This window comes from Pseudomonas sp. FIP_A4, from assembly GCF_036701605.1.
Classification (GTDB): domain Bacteria; phylum Pseudomonadota; class Gammaproteobacteria; order Pseudomonadales; family Pseudomonadaceae; genus Stutzerimonas; species Stutzerimonas phenolilytica.
Genome location: NZ_JAYDXP010000116.1, coordinates 260397 through 286027 on the forward strand (window position 1 = coordinate 260397; position 25631 = coordinate 286027).

Below are 25631 nucleotides of genomic sequence, written 5' to 3' on the forward strand. Positions count from 1 at the left end.
ATGAAAGTGCTGTTCGTCTGCATGGGCAACATCTGCCGCTCGCCGACTGCCGAGGGCGTGTTTCGTCATCATGTGCAGCTGGCCGGTTTGCAGGATCGGATCCAAATCGATTCGGCCGGTACTGACGACTGGCATGTCGGCAAGTCGCCAGACAGCCGGACTCGCCAGGCGGCGCGGCGTCGTGGCTATGACCTCGACACGCTGCGTGCGCGCCAAGTAGAGGTTGAGGACTTCCGTCGCTTCGACCTGATCCTGACCATGGATCACGACAATCTGGCGCGTCTGCAAGCGCTGCGTCCGGCGGATGCGACCGCCGAGCTCGACTTGTTCCTGCGTCGCTACGGTGTGGCGGGCGATGTGGTGCCCGACCCCTACTACGGCGGTGCGGATGGGTTCGAGCAAGTGCTCGACCTGATCGAACAGGGCTCGCAAGCGCTGCTTACAGAAGTTCGGGAGCGCCTGTGAACCTGCGGGTCGACACGTGGCGCTCGCTCAAGCCGTTCAACACCTTTGCCGTGGAGCAGCGTGCCCGCCTGTTTGCCGAGGCGCATGACGATGCCGAGGTCCGTCAGGCGCTGGCGCTCGCGACGCGACACGACCTGCCCCTGCTGGTGCTTGGTGGTGGCAGCAACCTGCTGCTGACACGCGATGTCGAGGCGCTGGTGCTGCGCATGGCCAGTCGAGGCAAGCGCATCGTGGCGGAGCAGGACGGCAGCGTGCTGGTAGAGGCCGAAGCGGGCGAGCCATGGCATCCCTTCGTGCTCTGGACGCTGCAGCAGGGCCTGGCTGGACTGGAGAACCTCAGCCTGATTCCCGGCACCGTGGGGGCGGCGCCGATCCAGAACATCGGCGCCTACGGCGTGGAGATCGGCGATGTGCTGGCGGGCATCACCGCGCTGGATTGCAAGACGGGCGCGCTGCGCGACTTCAGCCAAGCCGAGTGTGCCTTCGGTTACCGTGACAGTCTGTTCAAGCGGCAGCCGGGTCGCTACGTGATCCTGCGGGTGCGCGTGCGGCTGCAACGGCAGGCTTCTTCCCTGCATCTGGAGTACGGGCCGATCCGGCAGCGCCTGGCGGAGCAGGGCATCATCGCGCCGACGGCGCTGGATGTCAGTCAGGCGGTCTGTGCCATTCGCCGTGAGAAGCTGCCGGACCCGAGCGAATTGGGCAATGCTGGCAGTTTCTTCAAGAACCCGCTGGTGTCGGCGGAGCTGGCCGAGCGGCTGCGCGCTGCCCATCCGGGGTTGGTCGCCTATCCTCAGGCGGACGGTCAGGTCAAGCTCGCCGCTGGTTGGCTGATCGAACGGGCCGGCTGGAAGGGCTACCGCGAAGGCGACGTGGGGGTGCATCGTTTGCAGGCGCTGGTGTTGGTCAACTATGGCCAGGCCACGGGCGCGCAGCTGCTGCAGCTGGCGCAGCGTATCCAGAGCGATATCGCCAGCCGATTCGGGGTGGCGCTGGAGATCGAGCCGAACGTCATCTGATCCGCTCGCGTCACGTGAGTCTCGGCTCGAAGCTTTCCGCCTGCGCCATTCGCCACATCCGCGGATAGAAGTCACCCTGCAGGTTTTCCGCCAGCAGCTCCCCGGGTGCGAGGAAGGTGTGCAGCTGAGAGAACAACTTGATCTCGGTGGCTGACATCCGGCGTACCAGATGCTTGGCCTCCAGTTCGCTTGGGTGCGACAGCCCGGCCGCGGCAAGCATTTCGGCCAGCGCCTTGAGCGTATTGCGATGGAAATTGTGCACTCGCTCCGCCTTGTCCGGCACCACCAGTGCGCGCTGACGCAGTGGGTCCTGGGTGGCCACGCCGGTGGGGCACTTGTTGGTGTGGCACGACTGCGACTGGATACAGCCGATGGCGAACATGAAGCCGCGTGCCGAGTTGGCCCAGTCGGCGCCGATGGCCAGCACGCTGGCGATATCGAAAGCGCTGACGATCTTGCCGCTGGCGCCCAGTTTGATGTGTTCGCGCAGGTTCAGGCCGACCAGCGTGTTGTGCACGAACAGCAGGCCTTCGCGCAGCGGTACGCCGATGTGATTAGTGAACTCCAGCGGTGCCGCGCCGGTGCCGCCTTCCTTGCCATCGATCACGATGAAATCCGGCAGGATGCCGGTCTTGAGCATGGCCTTGGCGATTGCCATGAACTCCCACGGGTGGCCGAGGCACAGCTTGAAGCCCACCGGCTTGCCGCCGCTCAGCTCGCGCAACTGAGCGATGAATGCCAGCAGCTCCAGCGGCGTGGAGAAGCTGCCGTGGCTGGCCGGTGATACGCAGTCCTGGTCCATCGGCACGCCACGTGTCGCGGCGATCTCCGCGGTGATCTTGTGCCGCGGCAGAATGCCGCCGTGGCCCGGCTTGGCACCCTGGCTCAGTTTCACCTCGATCATCTTCACCTGTGGATCCACTGCCTGCTGGGCGAAGCGTTGCGGATCGAAGCGCCCCTGTTCGTCGCGGCAGCCAAAGTAACCGCTGCCCAGTTCCCAGATCAGATCACCGCCGTACTCGCGATGATAACGGCTGATGCTGCCTTCGCCGGTGTCGTGGGCGAAGTTGCCGAGCTTGGCGCCACGATTGAGCGCACGGATCGCGTTGGCGCTGAGAGAGCCGAAGCTCATCGCGGAGATGTTGAAGATCGACGCGCCGTAAGGCTGGCGGCATTGCGGACCGCCGATGCTGACGCGAAAGCTTGATGGATCGCTGTGCGGCGCCGTGCGGATCGAATGACCGATGAACTCGAAGCCGGCGCCATAGACGTCGCTGAGCGTACCGAAGGGCTTGTCGGCCACTTCGTTCTTCGCGCGGGCGTACACCAGCGATCGCTGTGCTCGGGAAAAGGGCAGGGGATCGCTGTCGTTCTCCAGCAGGTACTGGCGAATTTCCGGGCGGATGGTCTCGATCAGGTAGCGCAGGTTGCCGAGGATCGGGTAGTTGCGTCGCACAGCCTGCCGGGGTTGCAGCAGGTCCAGCGTGCCGATGGCGCTCAGCAATGCCGTGACCAGGGTCAGCCCCCAGACCTTTTCGAGCCAGGGAAGGCTGAACAGGGTGAACAGCACGCAGAACGCGTAGAAGGCGTAACGGTTCATCAGCGACAGATTCATCGGCACCCTCGGGTTTGCGGAATCGCACGGCGCGTGGATGGTGCGCTGATGGCGAAATGCCGGCTATTGCGCTTTGGTCGGCTGGCCTTACTTGATCGCGCCGCCTGAACGAAAAAAGGGATGCCGAAGCATCCCTTTTTTCGTTTTGGCGTGGGTCAGGCCTGAGGCTTGTCCTTGTCGTCTTGCTCGCCTTGTTCAGGCAGCGGCGCCTGCTCGACTTCCGGCGCGGGCTCCGCGACAGCGTGTGGCTCGTGCGCCGACACAGCCTGCTCCGGTTCGCTCGGGGCTGCTTGCGGTTCAGGCTGTTCCGATGGCTGCACCTCTGCCTGTGTCTCGGTTTGCGGTGCGGCAATCTCGGGCTCGCTCACGACGATCTCTGCAGCGGCCAGCGGCTGCTGCGCGATGCTCGGAGCTTTTTGTTCGGCTTGCACCGGCGCCGCGGCAGCCAGTGCTGCAAGGCGCTCGGCTTCGCGCTGACGACGGCGTACCTCTCGCGGGTCGTTGGGTGCGCGACCACTGGGCGCGACTGCCGGTGCCGTTTGCTCGGCGCTCGGCTCGACCGGCGCAGGCGCTTCCGCCGCCGGCTCGACGACCGCAATTTCCGGCGTTTCCGCAATGGTTTCAGCTGCGACGGCCGGCTGCTCTTCAACAAGCGTCGCGGGGTGCTCGATCGCAGCTTGCGGTGCTTCTTCGGCGACAGTCGTACTCTCGATGACGGCTTCGGTCTCTGCAGCGGTGGCGACTTCGGCTGCCGACGACGTGTCGGCTTGCGGCTCCGCTTCGGCGCTTGCAACGATGGCGGCGGCCGTGGCAGCGACGGCGATGTCCTCGCTCTTCACCGGCGCGTTGTCTTCGCCTGCTTCGGCGATTTCGTTGCCATCGGCGTCACGCTGGCGCTCGCGACGATTGCTGCGGCGGCGCTGACCGCGGGAACGGCGACGGGGACGCTCGCCGTCGGTGGCTTCCTGGTCTTCCTCGGCGTTTTCCTCGTTCTGCTGCAGCTCTTCCTCGCTGGGTACCTGCTCGGCACGCGGCTTGCGTTCCTCACGCGGTGGTCGAGGCTTGCGTTCGGTCAGCTCTTCGCTTGGAGTCTCCAGTGCGCTGGCTTCATCCAGCGGCGCGCGCAGTTCGCGCTTGCGCTCCTCGCGCGGCTGGCGTTCTTCACGCGGGCCGCGTTCACGGCGCGGCTGAGCTTCGGCGGTTTCGAGCTGCTCGCGCGGCTTGCGCTCCTCGCGAGGCGGTCGCGGCTGGCGTTCTTCGCGCGGTTGGCGCTCCTCACGGGAGGCGCGCTCTTCACGCGGCTTGCGTTCCTCACGCGGTGCGCGTTCCTCGTCGCGACCACGGCCGTCACGACGACGATTTTGCTGACGTCCGCTGCGACGCTCTTCATTGCGCGGCGTGCGATTGCCGGCCGGCTTGGTCTCGGCGGTAACGGCTGCTTTCGGCTCTTCCTGCTTGCCGGCGAACAAGCCGACCAGCGACTTGATCAGTCCCTTGAACAGGCTCGGCTCGGGCGTGGCGGCAGGCGCCGGTGCCTCGACGGCCGTCGTTGCGGCCGGTGCCGGAGCGGGTGTGCTGCGCTGCGGCGCGGTCTTCACCGCGGCCTCTTGACGTACCAATGTACGGGTCGAGCTGACCGGCTGGACTTCCTCGGCTTCGCTGTGGCTCATCTCGTAGCTGGCGTGGCCAGCGGCGATCTCCGGGCTGTCGTCACGCAGGCGCTGGACTTCGAAGTGCGGCGTTTCCAGGTGATCGTCCGGCAGGATGAAGATGCGCGCGCGGGTGCGCAGTTCGATTTTGGTGATGGCGTTGCGCTTTTCGTTGAGCAGGAATGCCGCGACCTGGAACGGCACACGGGCGCGGACTTCGGCGGTGCGGTCCTTCAGCGCCTCTTCCTCGATCAGGCGCAGAATCGCCAGCGACAACGACTCGACGTCGCGAATGATCCCCTGGCCATTACAGCGCGGGCAGACGATGCCGCTGGTCTCGCCGAGCGACGGGCGCAGGCGCTGGCGGGACATCTCCAGCAGGCCGAAGCGCGAAATACGCCCGACCTGGATGCGCGCGCGGTCGGCTTCCAGCGCTTCGCGCATCTTCTCTTCGACGGCGCGCTGGTTTTTTGCCGGGGTCATGTCGATGAAGTCGATCACGATCAGACCGCCGATGTCGCGCAGGCGCAGCTGACGGGCGATTTCTTCGGCTGCTTCCAGGTTGGTCTGCAGCGCGGTTTCCTCGATATCGCCGCCCTTGGTGGCGCGCGCCGAGTTGATGTCGATGGATACCAGGGCTTCGGTCGGGTCGATGACAATGGAGCCGCCGGACGGCAGTTTCACTTCACGCTGGAAGGCCGTTTCGATCTGGCTTTCGATCTGGAAGCGGTTGAACAGCGGAACGGAGTCTTCGTACAGCTTGATCTTGCTGGCGTACTGCGGCATGACCTGCTGGATGAAGGAAAGCGCTTCGTCCTGGGCTTCGACGCTGTCGATCAGCACTTCGCCGATGTCCTGGCGTAGGTAATCGCGGATGGCGCGGATGATGACATTGGATTCTTGGTAGATCAGGAACGGCGCAGCGCGGCCCTGCGAGGCGTCCTTGACCGCGGTCCACAGTTGCAGCAGGTAGTCCAGGTCCCACTGCAGCTCTTCGCTGGAACGACCCAGACCGGCGGTGCGCACGATCAGACCCATATCGGCCGGCACATTGATGCCGTTGAGCGCTTCACGCAGTTCGTTGCGCTCTTCGCCTTCGATGCGGCGGGAGATGCCACCCGCACGCGGGTTGTTGGGCATCAATACCAGATAGCGACCGGCGAGGCTGATGAAGGTGGTCAGAGCGGCGCCTTTGTTGCCGCGCTCTTCCTTTTCGACCTGGACGATGACTTCCTGGCCTTCCTTCAGCACTTCCTTGATGTTGACGCGGCCTTCAGGGGCCTTGGAGAAGTACTCGCGGGAAATTTCCTTGAGCGGGAGGAAGCCGTGGCGCTCGGCGCCGAAATCGACGAAGGCAGCTTCCAGGCTGGGTTCTACGCGGGTGATTTTGCCCTTATAGATGTTGGCCTTCTTCTGTTCGCGTGCACCGGACTCGATGTCCAAGTCGAACAGCCGCTGGCCATCGACCAGTGCGACACGCAACTCTTCGGGCTGAGTTGCGTTAATTAGCATTCTTTTCATGTAGTACCGTCGGTTTCCGTGGCGTCCGGAAACGGCGTTCGGCACACACGACTCTCGCGGTCGGTGTCAGGTGAGTCAGGAATGGTTGTAAGGCACTCCAGTGTCCAGCGATGAGCGGCCAGATGGGCCGGCGTCGCGACGACGTCTCCTGCTTTGCTGTCGGAACAGCAGCAAATGCTTGGGGAGGAGGAATCAGACATCGGTAGCGGACGATTGATGAAGCGTCTGTGAAAGCCCTTGCTACGCAAATCCGATGCTGTGCATCTCCACCCAACACGCATACTTCGAAAATCGGGTGCCGCTCGCAGAATCCAGGGAGCGGGTTGTCGATTGTCGCGATTCCCCAACCTGGGGGCACGCATCATGTCTTCAAGGCTTGTTTCGTATCCTCACCACATTGGGAAGATGCGCCGGACAGCCTCACGTCCTCGAACATTTTTCCGATCAAGGTTGGCGATATCGCTGCATCCCATGATCCGGCCGCTTTTGGCGGCGTTCGCGACTATAGCAGCAATGTTTAAGTGCTTCAATTCCATGAAAATTGATATGATCTGATAATGACCATTACCCCCTCCCAGACCTCCGGCGTGCAAATGCTCGAGGTCGCGCCGGAACTTGCCGGCCAGCGCATCGACAATTTTCTCCGGACCCAGCTCAGAGGCGTTCCCAAGACGCTGATCTACCGCATTTTGCGCAAAGGCGAGGTGCGGGTGAACAAGGGGCGGGTCAAGCCCGAGTACAAGCTGCAGGCGGGCGACCTGGTGCGCGTGCCGCCGCTGCGCCTGGCCGAGCGCGACGAACCCGAGCCGTTGGCGCAGGGCCTGCTCGAGCGGCTCGAGGCGGCAATCGTCTATGAGGACAAGGCGCTCATTGTGCTGAACAAGCCAGCCGGCATCGCGGTGCACGGTGGCAGCGGGCTTAGTTACGGCGTGATCGAGGCCTTGCGCCAGTTGCGACCGGATGCCAAGGAGCTCGAACTCGTGCACCGTCTGGATCGCGATACGTCCGGGCTTCTGATGATTGCGAAGAAGCGCAGCATGCTGCGTCATCTGCATCAGGCGCTGCGCGGTGATGGTGTGGACAAGCGCTACATGGCGCTGGTGCGTGGCCGATGGGAAACCTCGAAGAAGCAGGTGAATGCGCCGCTACTGAAGAATACGCTGCGCTCTGGCGAGCGCATGGTCGAGGTGACCGAGGACGGCAAGGAGGCGCTGACGCTTTTTCGTGTTCTGCGACGCTTCGGTGACTTCGCGACGCTCGTCGAGGCCCGACCGGTGACCGGACGCACCCATCAGATCCGCGTGCATGCCCGCCATGCCGGACATAGCATCGCCGGTGACAGCAAATACGGCGATGAAGAGTTCACCCGCGAGATTCGTGAACTTGGCGGCAAGCGGCTGTTTTTGCACGCCTATGCGCTGCGGGTGCCGTTGCCGGATGGCGGCGAGCTGGCGCTGGAGGCGCCCGTGGACGAAGTCTGGGCGCGGACGCTGGAGAAGCTTGGTGAGTAGATACCAACTACTGATCTTTGATTGGGATGGCACGCTGGTCGACTCCATTGGGCGTATCGTCGAATCGGTACGGGTGGCTGCGCGTGCTTTCGATCTGCCGCCACGCGACGATGTTTCCATCAAGGCGATCATCGGCCTTGCGCTGACGGATGCGATTGCCACGTTGTATCCGCATATCGATGATCCCGTTCTGATCGAGGAATTTCGTCAACGCTACAGCGAGCATTATCTTGCCCTGGAGGCGCAGCCTTCGGCGCTCTACCCCGGGGTAGCGTGTGCGTTGCAGGGATTTCGCGAGCGCGGCCATCTGTTGGCTGTCGCCACCGGCAAGGGACGCAAGGGGCTGGATCGAGTGCTGGCAGGGCAGGGCTGGACGGACTTTTTCGATGTCACGCGCTGCGCCGACGAGACGGCGGGTAAGCCTGATCCACTGATGATCGAGGAAATTCTTGTGCATTGCGGCATGCGTCCGGAGCAGGCGCTGATGATCGGCGACTCGGTATTCGATCTGCAGATGGCGCGGCGGGCGGGGGTCGATAGCGTGGCGGTCGCTTACGGTGCGCAGCCGGTGGAGAAGCTTCAGGCGTACGGTCCGCGCCTGGTGATCAATCGTTTTGCAGAGCTGGCCACCTGGTTGGGTGAGTCGCAAAGTAGTGAGGTGAATGAGCATGTCGGATGAATGGAAGGCGCCGATGAACGAAGGGCGTGACGAGCGCAGTAGCTGGAAGCTGCTGGAGAACACGTTGCAGGCAGGTATCCAGGAGCAGCGGCGCGCCAGGCGCTGGGGCATCTTCTTTAAACTGCTGACCTTCATCTATTTGTTCGGTGCGCTGATGGTGTTTTCGCCGGCGTGGCAGCTCGGCAAAGACAAGGCAGCGCGGGAAAGCCATACCGCCGTCATCAATGTGCGCGGCATGATTGCCGACGAGGAGTCCGCTAGCGCTGACAATATCGTTGGCGCTTTGCGTGCTGCATTCGAGGATACGAATACCAAGGGCATCGTTCTGCGAATCAATAGTCCAGGCGGCAGCCCGGTACAGTCGGGGTACGTTTACGACGAAATTCGTCGGTTGCGTAGCGAGTACCCGGCCATCAAGGTTTATGCCGTGATTACCGACCTGGGAGCGTCCGGCGCTTACTACATTGCCAGCGCAGCGGACGAGATCTATGCGGACAAGTCGAGTCTGGTTGGTTCTATTGGCGTGACGGCGGCGACCTTCGGTTTCGTCGAGGTCATGCAGAAGCTGGGTGTGGAGCGGCGCGTCTACACCTCTGGCGAGCACAAGGCATTCCTCGATCCGTTTCAGCCGCAGAAGCCGGAGGAAACCGAGTTCTGGCGTGAGGTACTGGCGACTACGCACCGACAGTTCATCGATAGCGTCAAGCGTGGGCGTGGCGATCGCCTGCAGGTGGCCGCGCATCCCGAGCTGTTCTCAGGATTGCTCTGGTCGGGCGAGCAGGCCCTGGAACTTGGTCTGATCGATGGTTTGGGCAGTACGGCGCACGTGGCGCGTGAGGTGATCGGTGAGCCAGAGCTGGTCGACTTCACCGTGAAGGAATCGCCAATCGACCGCTTCACCAAGAAGCTCGGCGCGGGCGTCGCCGAGCGGCTTGCGCTGCTGGTCGGTCTGCAGGGGCCAGCGTTGCGCTAGTGGCTGTGCGTCAGGGTAGTTCCACTCCCTCGGCCAGAAGCATGTCCACCAGGCGAATCAGAGGCAGGCCTATGAGACTGGTAGCGTCCTCGCCCTCGGTGGCGCGGAACAGGCTTATGCCCAGGCCCTCGGCCTTGAAACTGCCGGCGCAATCGTAGGGTTGCTCGATCTGCAGATAACGCTCGATGCGCGCGTCGTCCAGTTCGCGGAAGTGGACTGTGAACGGAACGCAGTCGATCTGAATGCTCCCGCTGCGACTATCGAGTAAGGCTAGGCCGGTGAGAAAGCGAACAGTGGTGCCGCTGGCGGCCTGCAGCTGACGTCTGGCTCTTTCGAACGTGTGGGGTTTGCCGAGGATACTGTCGCCCAGTGTTGCTACCTGGTCGGAGCCGATGATCAGATGATCGGGGTGGGTTTCGGCGAGTGCTTGTGCCTTTTGGGCGGCCAGACGGCACACCAGTTGTTCGGCTGATTCGCCAGGATGTGGAGTTTCGTCGATGGCTGGGGCGCAGCTTGTGAAAGGCAGGCGCAGGCGTGAAAGCAGTTCCTGTCGGTACTTGGAACTCGAAGCAAGCAATAGTCGGCGCATGTGTCCTTCCTTTTATATATGGATGGGCAATTCTATGCGCGCGGTGTGGCCAGCGGGCTGAATTCCTTTGACAGTCATGGGGCGCATCCATAGAATGCCGCGCTTATGTTGAAAGGACCGATACCTCCGCACATTGATCCGCGCAAGCTTGCAGATCGGGCGGCTAGCCTGCAGGGCGAGCTAAGCCTGTCGCAGCTTCAGCGACTCGCTGAGTCTCTTGAAGATGATCAGGGTGTGGTGCGTGCCAGTTTTTCGTTCGGGCGCGACGAGCAGCGTACTGCGGTTATCCACAGCCAGCTCGATGTTGACGTCAAAATGGTTTGCCAGCGTTGTCTGGAGCCGGTTGTTTTGCCCATTCACAGCGAATGCGACTACGCCGTTGTTAATGAGGGGGCGAGCAGCCAGCACCTGCCCAAGGGCTATGACGTGCTGGAAGTGGGAGAAGATCCGTTGGATCTGCTGGCGCTGGTCGAAGACGAGCTGTTGCTCGCTCTGCCGATTGTTCCACTCCATGATCCTGAAATTTGCCAGCCGCCGGTTGGGCCAGACGAGCCTGAGCCGAGTGAGGACGAGGTAACGCGGTCCAACCCGTTCAGCGTACTGGCGCAGTTAAAGCGTGACCCAAACGTTTAGGAGTTGATCCAAATGGCTGTTCAGCAGAACAAAAAATCCCGTTCCGCTCGCGACATGCGTCGTTCCCACGATGCTCTGCAGGCGAACGCTCTGTCCGTGGAAAAGAGCACTGGTGAAGTCCACCTGCGTCACCACGTTTCTCCGGACGGTTTCTACCGTGGTCGCAAGGTGATCGACAAGGGCGCTGACGAGTAATCCTTGTCCGCTCCGGTCATCGCGATCGACGCAATGGGCGGGGACTACGGTCCCCGTTGCATTGTTCCGGCCAGTCTGTCCTGCCTGGCTGACCTCCCCTCGCTGCATCTGGCTCTTGTCGGCCAATCCTCCCTTCTGGAACGCCTCATCGCCGAGCACTCATCGGTCGATCGCACACGTCTGCAGATCGTTGACGCCGAGGACGTTATCGGTATGGCCGAGCGTCCGGCGCAGGCTCTACGCGGCAGATCGCAATCATCGATGCATGTCGCGCTGGAGCTCGTGCGCGACGGGCGGGCGCAGGCCTGTGTCAGTGCTGGCAATACCGGTGCGTTGATGGCCTTGGCGCGGCAGGTGCTGAAAACGCTGCCAGGCATTGATCGCCCTGCGATGGTGACTGCGATCCCGACGCGCGCAAAACCCTGTTTGTTGCTCGATTTGGGAGCTAACGTCGATTGCGCTGCCGAGCAGTTGCAGCAATTTGCGGTCATGGGATCGGTTGCTGCACAGGCTTTGGGTGTCGATCGTCCTCGCGTTGCCCTGCTGAACATCGGAGTCGAAGAGGTCAAGGGTAACCAGCAGGTCAAGCTTGCGGCCACCTTGTTGCAGCAGATGCAGGGGCTCAACTTCATCGGCTTCATCGAAGGCGATGGTCTGTATCGCGGCGAAGCGGATGTCGTGGTGTGTGACGGCTTCGTCGGCAATGTTTTGCTCAAGTCCAGTGAGGGGCTGGCGGAGATGGTGATCGCCAGGGTGGAGGCGCTTTTTCGGCGGTCGCTTGCCGCACGCGTCGTTGGCGGGCTGGCGTTGCCGATGCTGCGTCAGTTGCGCACGGAGCTGCGACCATCACGCTACAACGGCGCCAGTTTCCTCGGCCTTCAGGGGATTGTGGTAAAGAGTCATGGCAGCGCCGGGGAGGCTGGCTTCAGGTCCGCTATCCTGCGTGCGGCGGAAGATATCCAGCATGACCTGCCTGGCCATTTGCGCGAGCGCTTGGCGCAGGTGCTGGGATCGGACAATGTGACTGCGTCCGGTAGTCGACCATCCAACTGAAATTCGCGACGCCTGTCTTCAGGTGCGCGTAACAGACGATCAGAACCATAAGAGAGCTGCTTCATGTCCGCATCATTCGCTTTCGTCTTTCCTGGTCAGGGTTCGCAGTCGCTCGGCATGCTCGCCGAGCTGGGCGTCCAGCAGAGCCTCGTCATCGACACGTTCGCCGAAGCCTCGGCGGCACTTGGCTATGACATCTGGGCGTTGATCCAGCAAGGTCCGGAAGAACAACTGAATCAGACCGATAAGACCCAGCCGGCCATCCTGGCTGCATCGGTGGCGCTGTGGCGTCTGTGGCTGGCCGAGGGCGGCGCACGTCCCGCCTTCGTTGCCGGGCACAGTCTTGGTGAGTATTCCGCGCTGGTCGCCGCGGGCAGTTTGCCGTTCGCCGAAGCGGTGAAACTGGTCGAGCTCCGTGGCCAGTTGATGCAGCAGGCGGTGCCGGCTGGTCTGGGTGGAATGGCGGCGATTCTGGGGCTGGAAGATGCCGACGTGCTGGCGGCCTGTGCCGAGGCGGCGCAGGGAGAAATCGTCAGTGCAGTGAACTTCAACGCGCCCGGGCAGGTTGTGATCGCCGGCAATGCGGCCGCCGTTGAACGCGCCATCGAAGCCTGCAAGGCGCGTGGCGCCAAGCGCGCGATGGCGTTGCCCGTGAGTGTGCCTTCGCATTGTGAGCTCATGCGTCCCGCGGCCGAGCGCTTTGCGGATGCGGTTGCCGCTGTTGCCTGGCAGGCACCGCAGATCGCGCTGGTTCAGAATGTCAGCGCAGCGGTCGTCGCTGATCTGCAAACTCTTCAGCGCGATCTCCTGGCTCAGCTCTACAGTCCGGTGCGCTGGGTCGAGTCAATGGTTGCGCTCAGCGAGCGCGGCGTGACGGATTTGGTTGAGTGCGGCCCCGGCAAGGTGCTGTCCGGCCTGAACAAGCGCTGCGTGAAGGGCATCAACACCTACAACCTAGACACCCCAGAAGCCTTCGCCGCCACCCGCGCTGCGCTGGCTTGATCAAGGAGAACACTATGAATCTGCAAGGCAAGGTGGCGCTGGTCACTGGCGCTAGCCGCGGTATCGGTCAGGCCATCGCCCTGGAGTTGGGGCGCCAGGGCGCCATCGTTATCGGCACGGCTACCACGCCGTCAGGTGCCGAACGTATCGCCGAAACCCTGAAGGCGAACGGCATCGAAGGCGCTGGTCTGGTGCTCGACGTCGGCAACGACGAGTCGGTCGCCAGTACGCTGGAACACATTCAGCAACATCTCGGGCAGCCCGCGATTCTGGTCAACAACGCCGGGATCACACGCGACAATCTGATGCTGCGGATGAAGGATGATGAGTGGTTCGATGTCATCAATACCAATCTCAACAGCTTGTATCGCCTTAGCAAGGCCGTGTTGCGCGGCATGACCAAGGCGCGTTGGGGACGTATCATCAACATCGGTTCGGTGGTGGGTGCAATGGGTAACGCGGGGCAGGTAAACTACGCCGCCGCCAAAGCCGGCCTCGAAGGATTCAGTCGTGCCCTGGCGCGTGAGGTGGGGTCGCGTGGTATCACGGTCAACTCCGTGGCGCCGGGCTTCATCGATACCGATATGACGCGTGAATTGCCGGAGGCCCAGCGTGACGCCTTGCTGGGGCAGATCCCGCTGGGACGTCTCGGTCAGGCTGAGGAAATCGCCAAGGTCGTTGCCTTTCTGGCTTCGGATGGCGCTGCCTATGTCACTGGTGCCACGGTTCCGGTGAACGGCGGCATGTACATGAGTTGAATGTGACGCCGGGCGTGACTCGGCAGTCATAATGGCTGTTTTAATCGCTATAAGCTGCGAAACGTTTATAGACAGATGGTTGGAAGTGGGCTCATGCTTGCCCGCTTTCAGCTTGAAATGCGGAAAACGCTTTCTATACACTACCGCGCAGACCAGCTGCCTGCTTTTTCCATAGGAGTGAAAACAAGGTATGAGCACCATCGAAGAACGCGTCAAGAAAATCGTTGCCGAGCAACTTGGCGTTAAAGAAGAGGAAGTTACCAACAGCGCTTCCTTCGTCGAAGACCTGGGTGCCGACTCTCTTGACACCGTCGAGCTGGTGATGGCTCTGGAAGAGGAATTCGAGACCGAGATTCCGGACGAGCAAGCTGAGAAGATCACCACCGTTCAGGAAGCCATCGATTACATCAACGCGCACGCGCAGTAAGTTGTAATCCTGCTTCGGAACTAGGAAAAGCCGCACTGCCTTGCACGAGGTAGTGCGGCTTTTCTTTGAGAGTCCATTCGCGGTGCGGCGATGTATGTTTGCCGCAGGCCGCGAGTGTTCCCGCGTTCGTCGGAATTACGCGCGGGAGCTGAGCCAAACGTCAAGGTATAGGAGAATTGCTGTGTCGCGTAGACGCGTCGTGGTTACCGGTATGGGCATGCTATCGCCGCTGGGCAACGATGTGCCGAGCAGCTGGCAGGGTATCCTGGCCGGCCGCAGCGGCATCGGCCTGCTTGAACACATGGATCTTTCCGCCTATTCCACACGTTTTGGCGGTTCGATCAAAGGTTTCGAGGTCGAGCAATACCTGCCGGCCAAGGAGGCACGCAAGCTCGATCTGTTCATCCAATACGGCCTTGCAGCCAGCTTCCAGGCCGTTCGCGATTCCGGTCTGGAAATTACCGACGCCAACCGCGAGCGCATCGGCGTCGCCATGGGCTCCGGTATCGGTGGGCTGACCAATATCGAGAACAGCTGCAAAGTGCTGATTGAGCAGGGGCCGCGGCGTATCTCGCCGTTTTTCGTTCCCGGCTCGATCATCAATATGGTGTCCGGCTTCCTGTCGATTCATCTGGGGTTACAGGGACCTAACTATGCGATTGCTACCGCCTGCACTACCGGCACCCACTGCATCGGCATGGCGGCGCGCAACATCGCTTACGGTGAAGCGGACGTAATGGTTGCCGGCGGTTCCGAGATGGCTGCTAGCGGTCTGGGCATTGGCGGATTTGCCGCGGCGCGCGCGCTGTCGACGCGTAACGATGATCCTGCTGCTGCCAGTCGTCCATGGGATCGGCAGCGTGATGGCTTCGTGCTGTCCGATGGTGCCGGCGCGCTGGTGCTCGAGGAGCTGGAGCATGCCAAGGCGCGCGGTGCGCACATCTATGCGGAGCTGATCGGTTTCGGCATGAGCGCTGATGCGTTCCACATGACCTCACCGCCGGACGATGGCGCTGGTGCGGCACGCTGTATCCGCAACGCGTTGAACGATGCCCGACTCAACGCCGTAGAGGTGCAGTATATCAACGCTCACGGTACCTCTACTCCGGCAGGTGATAAGGCGGAGGCTGCGGCGATACGCAGCGTGTTCGGCGATCACGCCTACAAGCTGTCCGTTAGCTCGACCAAATCGATGGTTGGTCACCTGTTGGGGGCAGCCGGCGCGGTCGAAGCGATCTTCAGTGTGCTGGCGATTCGCGATCAGGTGGCGCCGCCGACCATCAATTTGGATGAGCCGGACGAGGGCTGCGATCTGGACTTCGTGCCGCATCAAGCGAAGCCGATGCCCATCGATGTGGCGATTTCCAACTCGTTCGGTTTCGGTGGCACCAACGGCTCGCTGGTGTTCCGCCGGTTCGCCGAGTGAAACCTTGCTGGATCGACGGACAGCCTGCTACCGGGCTGCCCGTCGATGATCGCGGCCTGGCCTATGGCGACGGCCTGTTCGAGACTATCAAAGTCGTGCGCGGTCAGCCGCAGTTGCTCGAACGTCATCTGCAGCGTCTTGTCGAAGGTTGCCGGCGGCTGGCTATCCCTCTCGATGTGCCTCTGGTCAAGGGAGAGCTTCTGGCGTTCTGCCGCGAGCTCGACGCCGGAGTGGCCAAACTCATGGTAACCCGTGGTGCCGGCCGTCGCGGCTATGCCCCCCCGCAACCCTGCGCTCCGCGGCGACTGCTGCTCGCTTCGTCGCTGCCGGCCTATCCGGTACACAACGGGCAGACAGGTGTACGTCTGTTTCCCTGCGCGACGCGGCTTGCCGAACAACCGCTGCTGGCGGGAATTAAGCATCTCAATCGACTGGAACAGGTCCTGGCCCGTGCCGAGTGGCAGGATTCGACCTGTGCCGAGGGGGTAATGCGCGATAGCGCGGGACGGGTGATCGAGGGCGTCTTCAGTAATCTGTTTATCGTGCGTGACGGCATATTGCTCACCGCAGCGCTACAGCGATGTGGTGTCGCCGGAGTGATGCGTGCGGAACTCATCGAGCGCGCGCAGCAATTAGGCGTTGCCGTAGTCGTGCGCGATCTGTCGTACGAGGAACTGCTGGCGGCCGATGAGGTGTTGCTTTGCAACAGTCTTTACGGCATCTGGCCCGTGGTAGCGCTGGCCGGACATACCTGGCCGGTGGGCGTTCTGACCCGTAAACTGCAAGCGGCCATAGCCGACCTGTCGAGTGTCTCGTGATTCGTAAACTTCTCATTTCGCTTGGGCTGGTCGCGTTGCTGGCGCTCGCCGGTCTCGGACTGTTTGCCTGGAAGCAGTACTCCGCGCTGGAACAGCCGTTGGCGCTGGAGGAGCAGCAGTTGCTCGACGTCCAGCCCGGCGACACGCCCAGTGGCGTATTCCAGCGGTTGGAGGCGCAGGGCTTGCTGCGTGATTCGTTCTGGCTGCGTGTTTACTGGCGGTTGAACCTGTCCGGTCAAAGCCTGCACAGCGGCGAATATAGGCTGACGCCCGGCATGAGCGCACGTGATCTGATTGGGCTCTGGCAACGCGGCGACGTGGAGCAGTACAGCCTCACCCTGGTAGAGGGCTGGAATTTCCGTCAGCTGCGCGCTGCCCTCCAGGCGCAGCCGAAACTGCAGCAGACCCTGCAGGGGCTTGCAGACGCAGAGGTCATGGCGCGTCTGGGGCGGCCCGACCTGCATCCTGAGGGACGCTTCTTTCCCGATACCTATCGCTATACCCGGGGTACCAGCGACCTCGACTTGCTAAAACAGGCCTACGCGCGCCTGGAACAGGTGCTTGCGGAAGAGTGGCAGGAGCGCGCGCAAGGACTGCCTTATCAGGACGCCTACCAGGCGTTGATCATGGCCTCGATCATCGAGAAGGAAACCGGAGTGCCGCAGGAGCGGGGCGAAATCGCCGGCGTATTCGTGCGCCGCCTTGCACGCGGCATGTTGCTGCAAACCGATCCCACCGTGATCTATGGCATGGGCGAGAGCTATCGCGGACGCATCAGCCGCAACGACCTGCGCCGGCCGACGCCTTACAACACATACACCACCGCCGGTCTGCCGCCGACCCCGATTGCGATGGTCGGGCGCGAAGCGATTCACGCCGCGCTGCATCCGAAGGAGGGGCGCAGTCTCTACTTCGTCGCGCGCGGTGATGGTAGCCACGTCTTCAGCGACACCCTCGACGCGCACAATCGCGCGGTACGTCAGTATCAACTCAACCGGCGCGCCGACTATCGGTCCAGTCCGGCACCCCAACCGGCCCCGAGCACCAGCGAGCAAGCACCGTGACAGGACTTTTCATCACCCTGGAAGGGCCGGAAGGCGCCGGCAAGAGCACCAATCGCGAGTACCTGGCCGAGCGGCTGCGCGCTCGCGGGCTGGATGTGGTGCTTACTCGCGAACCCGGTGGTACGCCGCTGGCGGAGCGGATTCGTGAGCTGCTGCTGACTCCGGCCGACGAGCCGATGGCCGACGATACCGAGCTGTTGCTGGTCTTCGCTGCGCGCGCTCAGCATCTGGCGCAAGTGATATGTCCTGCGTTGCAGCGGGGCGCCGTGGTGCTCTGCGACCGCTTCACCGATGCGACCTATGCCTATCAGGGGGGCGGTCGTGGCTTATCGGTCGGGCGGATTGCGCAGCTCGAGACCTTCGTTCAGGGCGATCTGCGCCCGGATTTGACGCTGATCTTCGATTTGCCTGTCGAGATTGGGCTCAGCCGCGCCGCTGCGCGTGGCCGGCTGGATCGCTTCGAGCAGGAAGGGCTGCGATTCTTCGAGGCAGTGCGCCAAGCCTATCTCGCGCGCGCGCATGCCAGCCCATCGCGCTATCACGTGATCGATGCAGCGCAGCCTCTGACCCAAGTGCAGCAGGCAATCGATCTTCTCATCCCCGAATTGCTGGGGCGCTTCGATGGGTGAGGTACTGGCTTGGCAACGTGGAATCTGGCAGCAACTGGTGGCGCGCGCGCAACATGCCCATGCCTATCTGCTGCACGGTCCGCGCGGCATCGGCAAGCGGCTGCTCGCCGAGCAGTTCGCCGCTTCTCTGCTCTGCCAGAATCCCTCTGCGGCGGGCGCCTGCGGTCGTTGCAAGGCCTGTCAGTTGCTGGCAGCACATACACATCCGGATTACTACGTGCTCGAGCCGGAAGATGTCGACAAGGCGATCCGTGTCGATCAGGTGCGTGATCTGGTCGGTTTCGTTACGCAGACGGCGCAGCTCGGCGGGCGCAAGATGGTGCTGCTTGAGCCCGTCGAGGCGATGAATCTGAATGCCGCCAACGCCTTGCTCAAAAGTCTGGAAGAGCCGTCGGGCGAGACGATTCTGCTGCTGGTCAGCCACCAGCCTAGTCGCTTGTTGCCAACCATCAAGAGTCGTTGCGTGCAGCAGGCCTGTCCCTTGCCATCCCGTCAGCAGAGTCTCGAATGGCTGGCGAGCCAGCTGCCTGACCTGGCTGCCGAACTGCACGAGGAGTTGCTGGCGCTTGCCGGTGGCTCGCCGCTGCTGGCGGCAAAGCTTCACGGGCAATCGGTGCTGGAACTGCGGGCGCAGGTCGTCGAGGGGGTGAAGAAGCTGCACAAGGCGCAGCAGTCGCCGAGCCAGTTGGCGGAGAGCTGGAATGCCTTGCCGGTGGGGCTGCTATTCGACTGGTTTTGCGAATGGGTACACCTGATTCTTCGCTATCAGATGACCGGTGATGAAGCAGCGCTCGGCGCTGCCGATATGAATAAGGTCCTGCATTACCTGGGCCAGAAAGCTTCGCGCGAAAACGTCATGGCGTTGCAGGATTGGTTGCTGGCACAGCGGCACAAGGTGCTCGGCAAGGCCAACCTCAATCGTGTCCTGCTTCTCGAAGCACTGCTGGTGCAATGGGCAAGCCTGCCGGGGGCACGCTAGAATCCACCGAACGCGGCTTGCGCCGGAGCGTCAACAACCTAGGAAATCGCATGAGCCTGCCAGCAAACCTTGGTCCGCGTAATGGCATTCTGTCCCTGACCATCAAGGACAAGTCCGTGTTGTACGCCGCCTTCATGCCCTTCATCAAGAACGGCGGATTGTTCATCCCGACGAACAAAAGTTACAAGCTTGGCGACGAGGTTTTCATGTTGCTCAATCTGATGGACGAACCGGAGAAGATTCCGGTCGCCGGCAAGGTCGTGTGGATCACTCCCAAAGGGGCGCAGAGCAACCGCGCGGCGGGGGTTGGCGTGCAGTTCAATGACGGCGACGCCACGGCCCGCAACAAGATCGAAACCTACCTGGCTGGCGCGCTGAAATCCGATCGCCCGACCCACACGATGTGACCGGCGGGCGATGCACCGCCCCAAGCCTGCACGTGTTTACCTTACAATCGCCGCCTTTCCCAACCAGGCGATAAGCGATTTCCCATGCTGGTAGATTCCCACTGTCATCTGGACCGACTCGATCTCGCCGCTCATGGCGGTTCGCTCGATGCGGCGCTGGACGCGGCACGTGCGTGCGGTGTTGGACATTTTCTCTGCATTGGCGTCAGTGCGGACAATGCGGCCGAGGTCAAGGCCATCGCCGAGCGCCATGCCGATGTCGATTGCTCGATTGGCGTGCATCCGCTGGATCTGGAGCCGGGTGCGCAGCCGGCACTGGATTGGTTGCTCGCCGAGCTGGCGCACCCGCGAGTGGTGGCTATTGGCGAAACCGGCCTCGACTACCACTATGAGCCGCAGGCTGCCGAGCGCCAACGCGAGGCATTCCGTCTGCATCTGCAGGCTGCGCAGATCACAGGCAAGCCGGTCATCGTGCACACCCGCGAAGCGCGCGCCGATACCCTGGCGCTACTGCGGGAGGCCGCGCTACCGCAGGCCGGTGTGCTGCACTGCTTCACCGAGGACTGGGACATGGCCAGCGCAGCGCTCGATCTGGGGTTCTGCATTTCGCTGTCCGGGATCGTCACCTTCCGCAACGCGGATGCGCTGCGCGATGTGGCGCGGCGGATACCGGCCGACCGCTTGCTGGTGGAAACCGATGCGCCGTATCTGGCACCGGTGCCTCATCGGGGCCGGCCCAACCTGCCGCAATACGTGCGTGAGGTCGCCGAATTTCTCGCGCAATGGCGTGGCGTACCCTTCGAGCGTTTCGCCGAGCAGACCACGGCCAACTTCCGCCGCCTATTCCCGCTGGCGCACGTCGCGCCTTGATTTCAGAGGGCTGCGCGCGCGTTTCGGGCGTGTACAATGCGCGCCGCTTGTGCTCGTGGCTCCGCGCCATCGAGCGTAATCCGATGCGTTGGCTACATGCTCGGAGTTTCGTCGCTGCCGACACCCTGTCGGCGGCCCCACAACCGTCACAGAAGGTGACGCAATGACTCGCGACACACTGCACACCGGCCCGCTCCAGCGTGGCCTGAAGAATCGCCATATCCAGCTCATCGCGCTCGGTGGCGCCATCGGTACCGGCCTGTTCCTGGGATCGGCCGGGGTGCTGCGTAGCGCTGGCCCATCGATGATTCTGGGCTACGCCATTGGTGGCTTGATCGCTTTCCTGATCATGCGTCAGCTTGGCGAGATGATCGTCGAGGAGCCGGTAGCCGGCTCGTTCAGCCATTTCGCCCATCAGTACTGGGGACCGTTTGCCGGCTTCATGTCGGGGTGGAATTACTGGGTGCTGTACGTTCTGGTCGGCATGGCCGAGCTGACGGCAGTCGGCAAATACGTGCAGTTCTGGTGGCCGGAAATACCCACCTGGGCGACGGCGGCAGCCTTCTTCGTGCTGATTAACCTGATCAATCTGACCAACGTAAAGGCGTTCGGCGAGGCTGAGTTCTGGTTCGCCATCATCAAGGTCGCGGCAATCATTGGCATGATCATGCTCGGACTGTTCCTACTGTTCAGCGGACAGGGCGGCGAGCAGGCAAGCATCAGCAACCTGTGGAGTCGCGGCGGGTTTTTCCCCAACGGCATCCACGGCCTGATCATGGCGCTTGCCATCATCATGTTTTCCTTCGGCGGGCTGGAATTGGTGGGGATCACCGCCGCGGAGGCGGCCGACCCGAAAACGGTGATTCCGAAGGCGATCAACCAGGTCGTCTATCGGATTCTGATCTTCTACATCGGCGCGCTTACCGTGCTGTTGACGCTGTATCCGTGGGACAGCCTGCTGGAAACCCTGGGCTCGGCAGCCGACCCCTACAGCGGTAGCCCGTTCGTGCAGATCTTCTCGCTGATCGGCAGCGATACCGCCGCCCATCTGCTCAACTTCGTCGTGCTGACCGCCGCGTTGTCGGTCTACAACAGTGGCGTGTATTGCAACAGCCGCATGCTCTATGGCCTGGCCGAGCAAGGGGACGCCCCCCGAGCCTTGCTCAAGGTCAACCGGCGTGGTGTACCGGTGCTGGCGATTGGAGTCTCGGCGGCTGTTACGCTGCTGTGTGTACTGGTCAATTATCTGGCACCGCAAAATGCGCTCGAATTGCTGATGTCGCTGGTAGTCGCCTCGCTGGTAATCAACTGGGCGATGATCAGCATGGCGCATCTGAAATTCCGCAAGGCGATGCAGCAGCGTGGCGTCGAGCCGAGCTTCAAGGCGTTCTGGTTCCCGTTCAGCAATTATTTGTGCCTCGCGTTCGTGGCCGGCATCCTGGCCATCATGCTGTTCATCCCGGGTATCCGTCTGTCGGTGTACGCCATTCCGTTCTGGGTGGCCTTCCTCGGTCTGTGCTTTCAGATACGCCGCACGCGTATCGCCCGGACGGCCTAAAAAAACCCGGCTTCCCTGAACGGAGAGCCGGGTCAAGACCATTAGGAGTATGAGAGCGTGTTCCTCACGCTCTCAGCTGGTCAGGCAGTGGGGGGAATGCCTCACCAGTGCTATCAAGTATTAGCCTGTTCAAAAGAATTCGCCGCCAATAGCGGCAGTTTTGTTAAATCTATTTGGAATACATCGGCTGAGGGTTCATCGCTCAATTGCGAGCCAGCCGGGCGACTACCGCCAGGGTTTCATCGATGATCCGCGCCTCGGTGTAGAAGTGCGGTGAAAAGCGCACACCGCCACCGCGCAGCGCGCACACGATCTGTTCGGCTTTCAGTTGCTCGAAAAGCGTTTGATTCGATCCGCTGTCCAGACGGAAGGTGACGATGCCGGAACGACGCTCCGGGAGCTCTGGGCTCAGGAGTTCAATGCCGTCGATACCTTTCAGGCCCTGGCGTAGCCAGTCGATGCGCTCGGCCAGTTCGCTGGCAACCTGAGGCATGCCGATCTCCTCAAGCAGCGACAGGCTGGCATCCAGCGCCATAGCACCGAGCATGTTCGGGCTGCCGCATTCAAAGCGCCGGCCGCTGCGGGCTGGCTCCCATTCGCTGCGCTCGTAGTCGCCGGCGTGCTCGAGCATGTGCCAGCCGAACTCGTGCAGCGTGAGTCGCTCGCGCAGATCGCGCCGGCAATAGAACACGCCAAGTCCCTCCGGCCCTAGCATCCACTTGTGTCCATCCGCCATCGCAAACGCGCAGCGGCTTTGTTGCACGTCGAAGGGCAGGGCGCCGAGCTGCTGTATCGCATCGATGCATAGCAGCACGCCCCGCTGCTCGCAGCCTTCGCCCAGGCGCTGGAGGTCAAGACGAAGGCCGCTGGCATATTGCACGGCGCTGATGGCCATCAGGCGTACCCGCGGGCCGCAGGCGGCGAGCAGATCCGCTTCCGGGTCGGCGCCTTTGAGGCTGACCTGGATGACCTCCACGCCCTGCGGCCGCAGCGCCTCCCAAACCACTCGGTTGGACGGAAACTCCTCATCGCTGATGATGATCTGGTCGCCGTGCTGCCAATTCAGGCCGAATGCGACGAACGACAGGGCTTCCGAGGTGTTTTTGACCAGCGCGATGTCCGCACTGCCGGGGGCATTGAGCAGGCGCGCAAGGCGCTCGCGCAGGCGCTGTTCGGTTTCTAGCCATTGGGGATAGTCGCGCGCGCCGATGGTCATGTTCTGCTCGGCGAAGCGAGACACGGCCTGCGCCGCGCGTCGTGGCCAGGGAGCGACGGCAGCGTGGTTCAGGTACCTCAATCCGACCGGATGAGGAAATTCGTTACTGAATTGAATCATTGTTGGATGCCTCGTGCATTCGATGACTGGATAGGCATAATGGCTACCTCGTTTTTCACGCCAGCAGCCCTCATGCAGACAGAATCCCGGAAGGTTCGCGAGTTTCGTCGTCGCGAACAGGAAATACTCGACATCGCCCTGCAGCTGTTCCTCGATCAGGGCGAAGACAGCGTCACGGTCGAGATGATTGCCGATGCCGTCGGAATCGGCAAAGGCACTATCTACAAGCACTTCAAGTCCAAGGCCGAAATCTACCTGCGGCTGATGCTCGATTATGAGCGTGACCTGAACGCGCTGCTGCATTCCGAAGATGTCGACCGTGACAAGGAAGCGTTGTCACGGGCTTATTTCGAGTTCCGCATGCGCGATCCGCAGCGCTACCGCCTGTTCGATCGGCTGGAAGAGAAGGTTGTGAAGGGCAATCAGGTGCCGGAGCTGGTGGAAGAGCTGCATCGCATCCGCGCCTCCAACTTCCAGCGTCTGACTCAGCTGATCGAGGGGCGCATCGCCGAAGGCAAGCTCGAAGACGTGCCGCCGTATTTCCACTATTGCGCGGCCTGGGCACTTGTACATGGCGCAGTGGCGCTGTATCACTCGCCGTTCTGGAGCAATGTGCTCGAGGATCAGGAAGGGTTCTTCCAGTTCCTCATGGACATCGGCGTGCGTATGGGCAACAAGCGCAAGCGTGATTGAGCGGTACCGGCGGGTGGTATGGCGTGGATGCTGCATTCAGGCAGCCACGTGCCGGCTTTCCGTCGCCGGCTGGAGAATATGCAGATGCGATTGCTCTACGTAGTGCTGGGTGCCCTGACTCTGGCCGGCTGCATGAAGGTCAGCGACATGGCCGAAGGCACCCGCTACCACCTGCGCGATGCCGGTATCCTCGACCATAGCCAGACCCGCCGTGCGAGCCCATGGCGTTTGCAGGCCGATTCCTTCATCTATATTGCGCAGGGACATTTCACCCCGCCGGGTAATGGCTATCCGCGTCCCAATGTGGTCGCCGAGGAAGCGTTCGCCGGGTTCGTCGAGTATTTCCCCATGGTGCGTCGCGCAGAGCAGCCGGTTGGCTTCGAAGAAGCGATGACGCAGGCAACGGCCGTCGGCGCGCATTACGTGCTCTATACGCGCTTCGCCGCGGCCGATGACCGTATCGGTAGTTTCGATGAGCTGAACGAACAGCGAGCCGTCGATCGCCTGGGGGTCGACAGTGGCGTCGTGCAACTCATGCTGGTCGAGACCAGCACGCGTTATCTGGTCGATACTGCCCGCATCCGCGCGCGCGGCGGGCTACTCAATCTGTACGATGCTAAGCCTGACGAACTGCTCGGCCCGCCGTTGCGCGATTATGCTCGGCGCCTGCTGGGGCTCAGCGACTGAGTGTCGCGTGTAGAAGGGCGACGCGGAGGACCATGCCAATGAGCGAATCTACGAAAGCCACCGAACTGCTTGGACAGATCCCGAAGGCCGAAGGGCGTGGACTGCCGCCGGTGCATCTCTGGAATCCGCCGTTCTGCGGCGACATCGACATGCGTATTGCCCGCGATGGCAGCTGGTATTACCTCGGCACGCCGATCACCCGGCCGGCGATGGTGCGTCTGTTCTCCACCGTGTTGCGGCGCGATGGCGACGCGTACTTTCTGGTTACGCCGGTCGAGAAGGTCGGAATACGCGTTGACGACGCGCCGTTCGTGGCGGTGCGTCTGGAGGTGGCGGGGCAGGGTGAGGCGCAGCAGCTGCGTATGCTCACCAACGTCGAGGATGAGGTTCTGGTTGACGGCGAGCATCCGCTGCGCGTCGAACTGGATCCGCAAACCGGCCAGCCGTCTCCCTATGTGCATGTGCGTGCCAATCTGGAGGCGCTGATTCATCGCAATGTGTTCTACGAACTGGTGGGGCTGGCGGTGCCACGTCTGCTCGACGGGGAGAGCTGGCTGGGTGTTTGGAGTTGCGGCGAGTTCTTCCCGCTCGGGCGTGCGCCGGAGTAGCACCGCGAGACGGCTCCGCGAGAATGTCACCTCAACGAAAAAGGCTCCCGAAGGAGCCTTTTTCGTTAATGCTTTGCTTACATGTTGGGGTAGTTCGGACCACCGGTGCCTTCTGGCGCTACCCAGGTGATGTTCTGCGCTGGGTCCTTGATGTCGCAGGTCTTGCAGTGCACGCAGTTCTGCGCGTTGATCTGGAAGCGCTTGCTGCCATCGTCGTTGCTCACGACTTCGTACACGCCGGCCGGGCAGTAGCGCTGCGCCGGCTCGTCGTACAGCGGCAGATTCTTCTCGATCGGAACGTTCGGATCGGTCAGCCGCAGGTGGATCGGCTGGTCTTCCTCGTGGTTGGTGTTGGAGAGGAATACCGAAGAGAGCTTGTCGAAGCTCAGTTTGCCGTCCGGCTTCGGATACTCGATCTTCTTCGACTCGGCGGCCGGCTTGAGGCAGGCGTAGTCCGGCTTGGTGTC

27 protein-coding genes are annotated in these 25631 nt (G+C 62.2%); 22 read left to right on the plus strand and 5 right to left on the minus strand.

The genetic code is table 11. The features are described from left to right. Together U8L64_RS05040 and murB are read left to right on the plus strand one after the other, a co-directional pair. Positions 1-465 (plus strand): low molecular weight protein-tyrosine-phosphatase, encoded by a 465-nt coding sequence (locus U8L64_RS05040; RefSeq protein ID WP_273527479.1) that lies wholly within the window; start codon positions 1-3, stop codon positions 463-465. Continuing rightward, the gene (murB, locus tag U8L64_RS05045; RefSeq protein WP_333394505.1) at positions 462-1484 is read left to right on the plus strand and encodes a UDP-N-acetylmuramate dehydrogenase; all 1023 of its coding nucleotides are present in this window, start codon (positions 462-464) and stop codon (positions 1482-1484) included. Before U8L64_RS05040 ends, murB begins: the two co-directional genes overlap by 4 nt. A gap of 10 nt (positions 1485-1494) precedes the next feature. Here murB and U8L64_RS05050 read toward each other — a convergent pair whose 3' ends face one another. Further along, positions 1495-3099, minus strand: a complete 1605-nt coding sequence (locus U8L64_RS05050; RefSeq protein ID WP_333394507.1) for an FMN-binding glutamate synthase family protein — start codon at positions 3097-3099, stop codon at positions 1495-1497. A 155-nt stretch (positions 3100-3254) separates the two neighbouring features. Beyond that, on the minus strand, positions 3255-6269 hold the full coding sequence (gene rne, locus U8L64_RS05055) for a ribonuclease E (protein WP_333394509.1): 3015 nt from the start codon (positions 6267-6269) through the stop codon (positions 3255-3257). Between the two features lie 557 nt (positions 6270-6826). Here rne and rluC point away from each other — a divergent pair. From rluC to sppA, 3 genes are read left to right on the plus strand one after another with little or no spacing between them, the layout of a single operon-like run. Continuing rightward, positions 6827-7780: a 23S rRNA pseudouridine(955/2504/2580) synthase RluC gene (gene rluC, locus U8L64_RS05060; RefSeq protein ID WP_333394511.1), complete on the plus strand. Its 954-nt coding sequence runs from the start codon at positions 6827-6829 to the stop codon at positions 7778-7780. Further along, the gene (locus U8L64_RS05065) at positions 7773-8459 is read left to right on the plus strand and encodes an HAD-IA family hydrolase (protein ID WP_156716664.1); all 687 of its coding nucleotides are present in this window, start codon (positions 7773-7775) and stop codon (positions 8457-8459) included. The genes rluC and U8L64_RS05065 overlap by 8 nt, the downstream gene beginning before the upstream one ends. Next, positions 8449-9432: a signal peptide peptidase SppA gene (sppA, locus tag U8L64_RS05070; RefSeq protein WP_333394515.1), complete on the plus strand. Its 984-nt coding sequence runs from the start codon at positions 8449-8451 to the stop codon at positions 9430-9432. The genes U8L64_RS05065 and sppA overlap by 11 nt, the downstream gene beginning before the upstream one ends. Before the next feature lie 10 nt (positions 9433-9442). On the opposite strand, the gene U8L64_RS05075 is transcribed toward sppA, so the two are convergent. Continuing rightward, entirely contained in the window at positions 9443-10021 is a 579-nt protein-coding gene (locus tag U8L64_RS05075; protein WP_333394517.1) for a Maf family protein, read from the minus strand. A gap of 105 nt (positions 10022-10126) precedes the next feature. Between U8L64_RS05075 and U8L64_RS05080 the strand changes: the two genes are divergently transcribed. The 14 genes from U8L64_RS05080 to U8L64_RS05145 all read left to right on the plus strand — a co-directional run bounded on the left by U8L64_RS05080 (position 10127) and on the right by U8L64_RS05145 (position 21840). Further along, a complete protein-coding gene (locus tag U8L64_RS05080) occupies positions 10127-10654 on the plus strand; it encodes a YceD family protein (RefSeq protein ID WP_333394519.1) in 528 nt (175 codons plus the stop codon). Positions 10655-10666: 12 nt separating this feature from the next. Continuing rightward, positions 10667-10849: a 50S ribosomal protein L32 gene (gene rpmF / locus U8L64_RS05085; protein WP_008570655.1), complete on the plus strand. Its 183-nt coding sequence runs from the start codon at positions 10667-10669 to the stop codon at positions 10847-10849. A 3-nt stretch (positions 10850-10852) separates the two neighbouring features. Continuing rightward, complete coding sequence (gene plsX / locus U8L64_RS05090; protein WP_054095075.1) at positions 10853-11902, plus strand: phosphate acyltransferase PlsX; 1050 nt, start codon at positions 10853-10855, stop codon at positions 11900-11902. Positions 11903-11965: 63 nt separating this feature from the next. After that, positions 11966-12904 (plus strand): ACP S-malonyltransferase, encoded by a 939-nt coding sequence (fabD, locus tag U8L64_RS05095; RefSeq protein WP_054095074.1) that lies wholly within the window; start codon positions 11966-11968, stop codon positions 12902-12904. Between the two features lie 14 nt (positions 12905-12918). Next, on the plus strand, positions 12919-13662 hold the full coding sequence (fabG, locus tag U8L64_RS05100) for a 3-oxoacyl-ACP reductase FabG (RefSeq protein WP_043299393.1): 744 nt from the start codon (positions 12919-12921) through the stop codon (positions 13660-13662). A 190-nt stretch (positions 13663-13852) separates the two neighbouring features. Beyond that, entirely contained in the window at positions 13853-14089 is a 237-nt protein-coding gene (gene acpP / locus U8L64_RS05105) for an acyl carrier protein (protein ID WP_003283670.1), read from the plus strand. 181 nt (positions 14090-14270) lie between these two features. Continuing rightward, on the plus strand, positions 14271-15515 hold the full coding sequence (gene fabF / locus U8L64_RS05110) for a beta-ketoacyl-ACP synthase II (RefSeq protein ID WP_043299395.1): 1245 nt from the start codon (positions 14271-14273) through the stop codon (positions 15513-15515). Continuing rightward, positions 15512-16333, plus strand: coding sequence for an aminodeoxychorismate lyase (gene pabC, locus U8L64_RS05115; RefSeq protein WP_054095073.1), 822 nt, complete (start codon positions 15512-15514; stop codon positions 16331-16333). Before fabF ends, pabC begins: the two co-directional genes overlap by 4 nt. After that, on the plus strand, positions 16330-17397 hold the full coding sequence (gene mltG / locus U8L64_RS05120) for an endolytic transglycosylase MltG (RefSeq protein WP_077683879.1): 1068 nt from the start codon (positions 16330-16332) through the stop codon (positions 17395-17397). Before pabC ends, mltG begins: the two co-directional genes overlap by 4 nt. After that, positions 17394-18026, plus strand: coding sequence for a dTMP kinase (gene tmk, locus U8L64_RS05125; RefSeq protein WP_043299399.1), 633 nt, complete (start codon positions 17394-17396; stop codon positions 18024-18026). The genes mltG and tmk overlap by 4 nt, the downstream gene beginning before the upstream one ends. Further along, positions 18019-19005: a DNA polymerase III subunit delta' gene (locus tag U8L64_RS05130; RefSeq protein WP_333394564.1), complete on the plus strand. Its 987-nt coding sequence runs from the start codon at positions 18019-18021 to the stop codon at positions 19003-19005. The genes tmk and U8L64_RS05130 overlap by 8 nt, the downstream gene beginning before the upstream one ends. Positions 19006-19055: 50 nt before the next feature. Then, a complete protein-coding gene (locus U8L64_RS05135; RefSeq protein WP_008570640.1) occupies positions 19056-19412 on the plus strand; it encodes a PilZ domain-containing protein in 357 nt (118 codons plus the stop codon). Positions 19413-19496: 84 nt separating this feature from the next. Beyond that, entirely contained in the window at positions 19497-20282 is a 786-nt protein-coding gene (locus tag U8L64_RS05140) for a TatD family hydrolase (RefSeq protein WP_333394567.1), read from the plus strand. A gap of 163 nt (positions 20283-20445) precedes the next feature. Further along, entirely contained in the window at positions 20446-21840 is a 1395-nt protein-coding gene (locus U8L64_RS05145) for an amino acid permease (protein ID WP_333394570.1), read from the plus strand. A gap of 202 nt (positions 21841-22042) precedes the next feature. Here U8L64_RS05145 and U8L64_RS05150 read toward each other — a convergent pair whose 3' ends face one another. Beyond that, a complete protein-coding gene (locus tag U8L64_RS05150) occupies positions 22043-23176 on the minus strand; it encodes an aminotransferase class V-fold PLP-dependent enzyme (RefSeq protein ID WP_077683882.1) in 1134 nt (377 codons plus the stop codon). A 72-nt stretch (positions 23177-23248) separates the two neighbouring features. On the opposite strand from U8L64_RS05150, the gene U8L64_RS05155 reads away from it, so the two are divergent. The 3 genes from U8L64_RS05155 to U8L64_RS05165 all read left to right on the plus strand — a co-directional run bounded on the left by U8L64_RS05155 (position 23249) and on the right by U8L64_RS05165 (position 25164). Then, positions 23249-23869 carry a TetR/AcrR family transcriptional regulator gene (locus U8L64_RS05155; protein ID WP_008570636.1) on the plus strand — a complete coding sequence of 207 codons (621 nt, stop codon included), beginning with the start codon at positions 23249-23251 and terminating at the stop codon, positions 23867-23869. A 78-nt stretch (positions 23870-23947) separates the two neighbouring features. Beyond that, positions 23948-24556 (plus strand): DUF4823 domain-containing protein, encoded by a 609-nt coding sequence (locus U8L64_RS05160; RefSeq protein WP_418652793.1) that lies wholly within the window; start codon positions 23948-23950, stop codon positions 24554-24556. Positions 24557-24594: 38 nt separating this feature from the next. Next, entirely contained in the window at positions 24595-25164 is a 570-nt protein-coding gene (locus tag U8L64_RS05165; protein ID WP_333394574.1) for a DUF1285 domain-containing protein, read from the plus strand. A 77-nt stretch (positions 25165-25241) separates the two neighbouring features. Here the strand turns inward: U8L64_RS05165 and U8L64_RS05170 are convergent. Next, positions 25242-25631: 4Fe-4S dicluster domain-containing protein (locus U8L64_RS05170; protein ID WP_333394576.1), on the minus strand; the 390-nt coding region annotated here is incomplete at its 5' end.

Coding starts and splice junctions, on each gene's coding strand:
- U8L64_RS05040 (WP_273527479.1), top strand. CDS start 1: ATGAAAGTGCTGTTCGTCTGCATGGGCAACATCTGCCGCTCGCCGACT.
- U8L64_RS05050 (WP_333394507.1), bottom strand. CDS start 3,099: ATGAATCTGTCGCTGATGAACCGTTACGCCTTCTACGCGTTCTGCGTG.
- rne (WP_333394509.1), bottom strand. CDS start 6,269: ATGAAAAGAATGCTAATTAACGCAACTCAGCCCGAAGAGTTGCGTGTC.
- rluC (WP_333394511.1), top strand. CDS start 6,827: ATGACCATTACCCCCTCCCAGACCTCCGGCGTGCAAATGCTCGAGGTC.
- sppA (WP_333394515.1), top strand. CDS start 8,449: ATGTCGGATGAATGGAAGGCGCCGATGAACGAAGGGCGTGACGAGCGC.
- U8L64_RS05075 (WP_333394517.1), bottom strand. CDS start 10,021: ATGCGCCGACTATTGCTTGCTTCGAGTTCCAAGTACCGACAGGAACTG.
- U8L64_RS05080 (WP_333394519.1), top strand. CDS start 10,127: ATGTTGAAAGGACCGATACCTCCGCACATTGATCCGCGCAAGCTTGCA.
- rpmF (WP_008570655.1), top strand. CDS start 10,667: ATGGCTGTTCAGCAGAACAAAAAATCCCGTTCCGCTCGCGACATGCGT.
- fabD (WP_054095074.1), top strand. CDS start 11,966: ATGTCCGCATCATTCGCTTTCGTCTTTCCTGGTCAGGGTTCGCAGTCG.
- fabG (WP_043299393.1), top strand. CDS start 12,919: ATGAATCTGCAAGGCAAGGTGGCGCTGGTCACTGGCGCTAGCCGCGGT.
- acpP (WP_003283670.1), top strand. CDS start 13,853: ATGAGCACCATCGAAGAACGCGTCAAGAAAATCGTTGCCGAGCAACTT.
- U8L64_RS05130 (WP_333394564.1), top strand. CDS start 18,019: ATGGGTGAGGTACTGGCTTGGCAACGTGGAATCTGGCAGCAACTGGTG.
- U8L64_RS05135 (WP_008570640.1), top strand. CDS start 19,056: ATGAGCCTGCCAGCAAACCTTGGTCCGCGTAATGGCATTCTGTCCCTG.
- U8L64_RS05140 (WP_333394567.1), top strand. CDS start 19,497: ATGCTGGTAGATTCCCACTGTCATCTGGACCGACTCGATCTCGCCGCT.
- U8L64_RS05145 (WP_333394570.1), top strand. CDS start 20,446: ATGACTCGCGACACACTGCACACCGGCCCGCTCCAGCGTGGCCTGAAG.
- U8L64_RS05150 (WP_077683882.1), bottom strand. CDS start 23,176: ATGATTCAATTCAGTAACGAATTTCCTCATCCGGTCGGATTGAGGTAC.
- U8L64_RS05155 (WP_008570636.1), top strand. CDS start 23,249: ATGCAGACAGAATCCCGGAAGGTTCGCGAGTTTCGTCGTCGCGAACAG.
- U8L64_RS05160 (WP_418652793.1), top strand. CDS start 23,948: ATGCAGATGCGATTGCTCTACGTAGTGCTGGGTGCCCTGACTCTGGCC.
- U8L64_RS05165 (WP_333394574.1), top strand. CDS start 24,595: ATGAGCGAATCTACGAAAGCCACCGAACTGCTTGGACAGATCCCGAAG.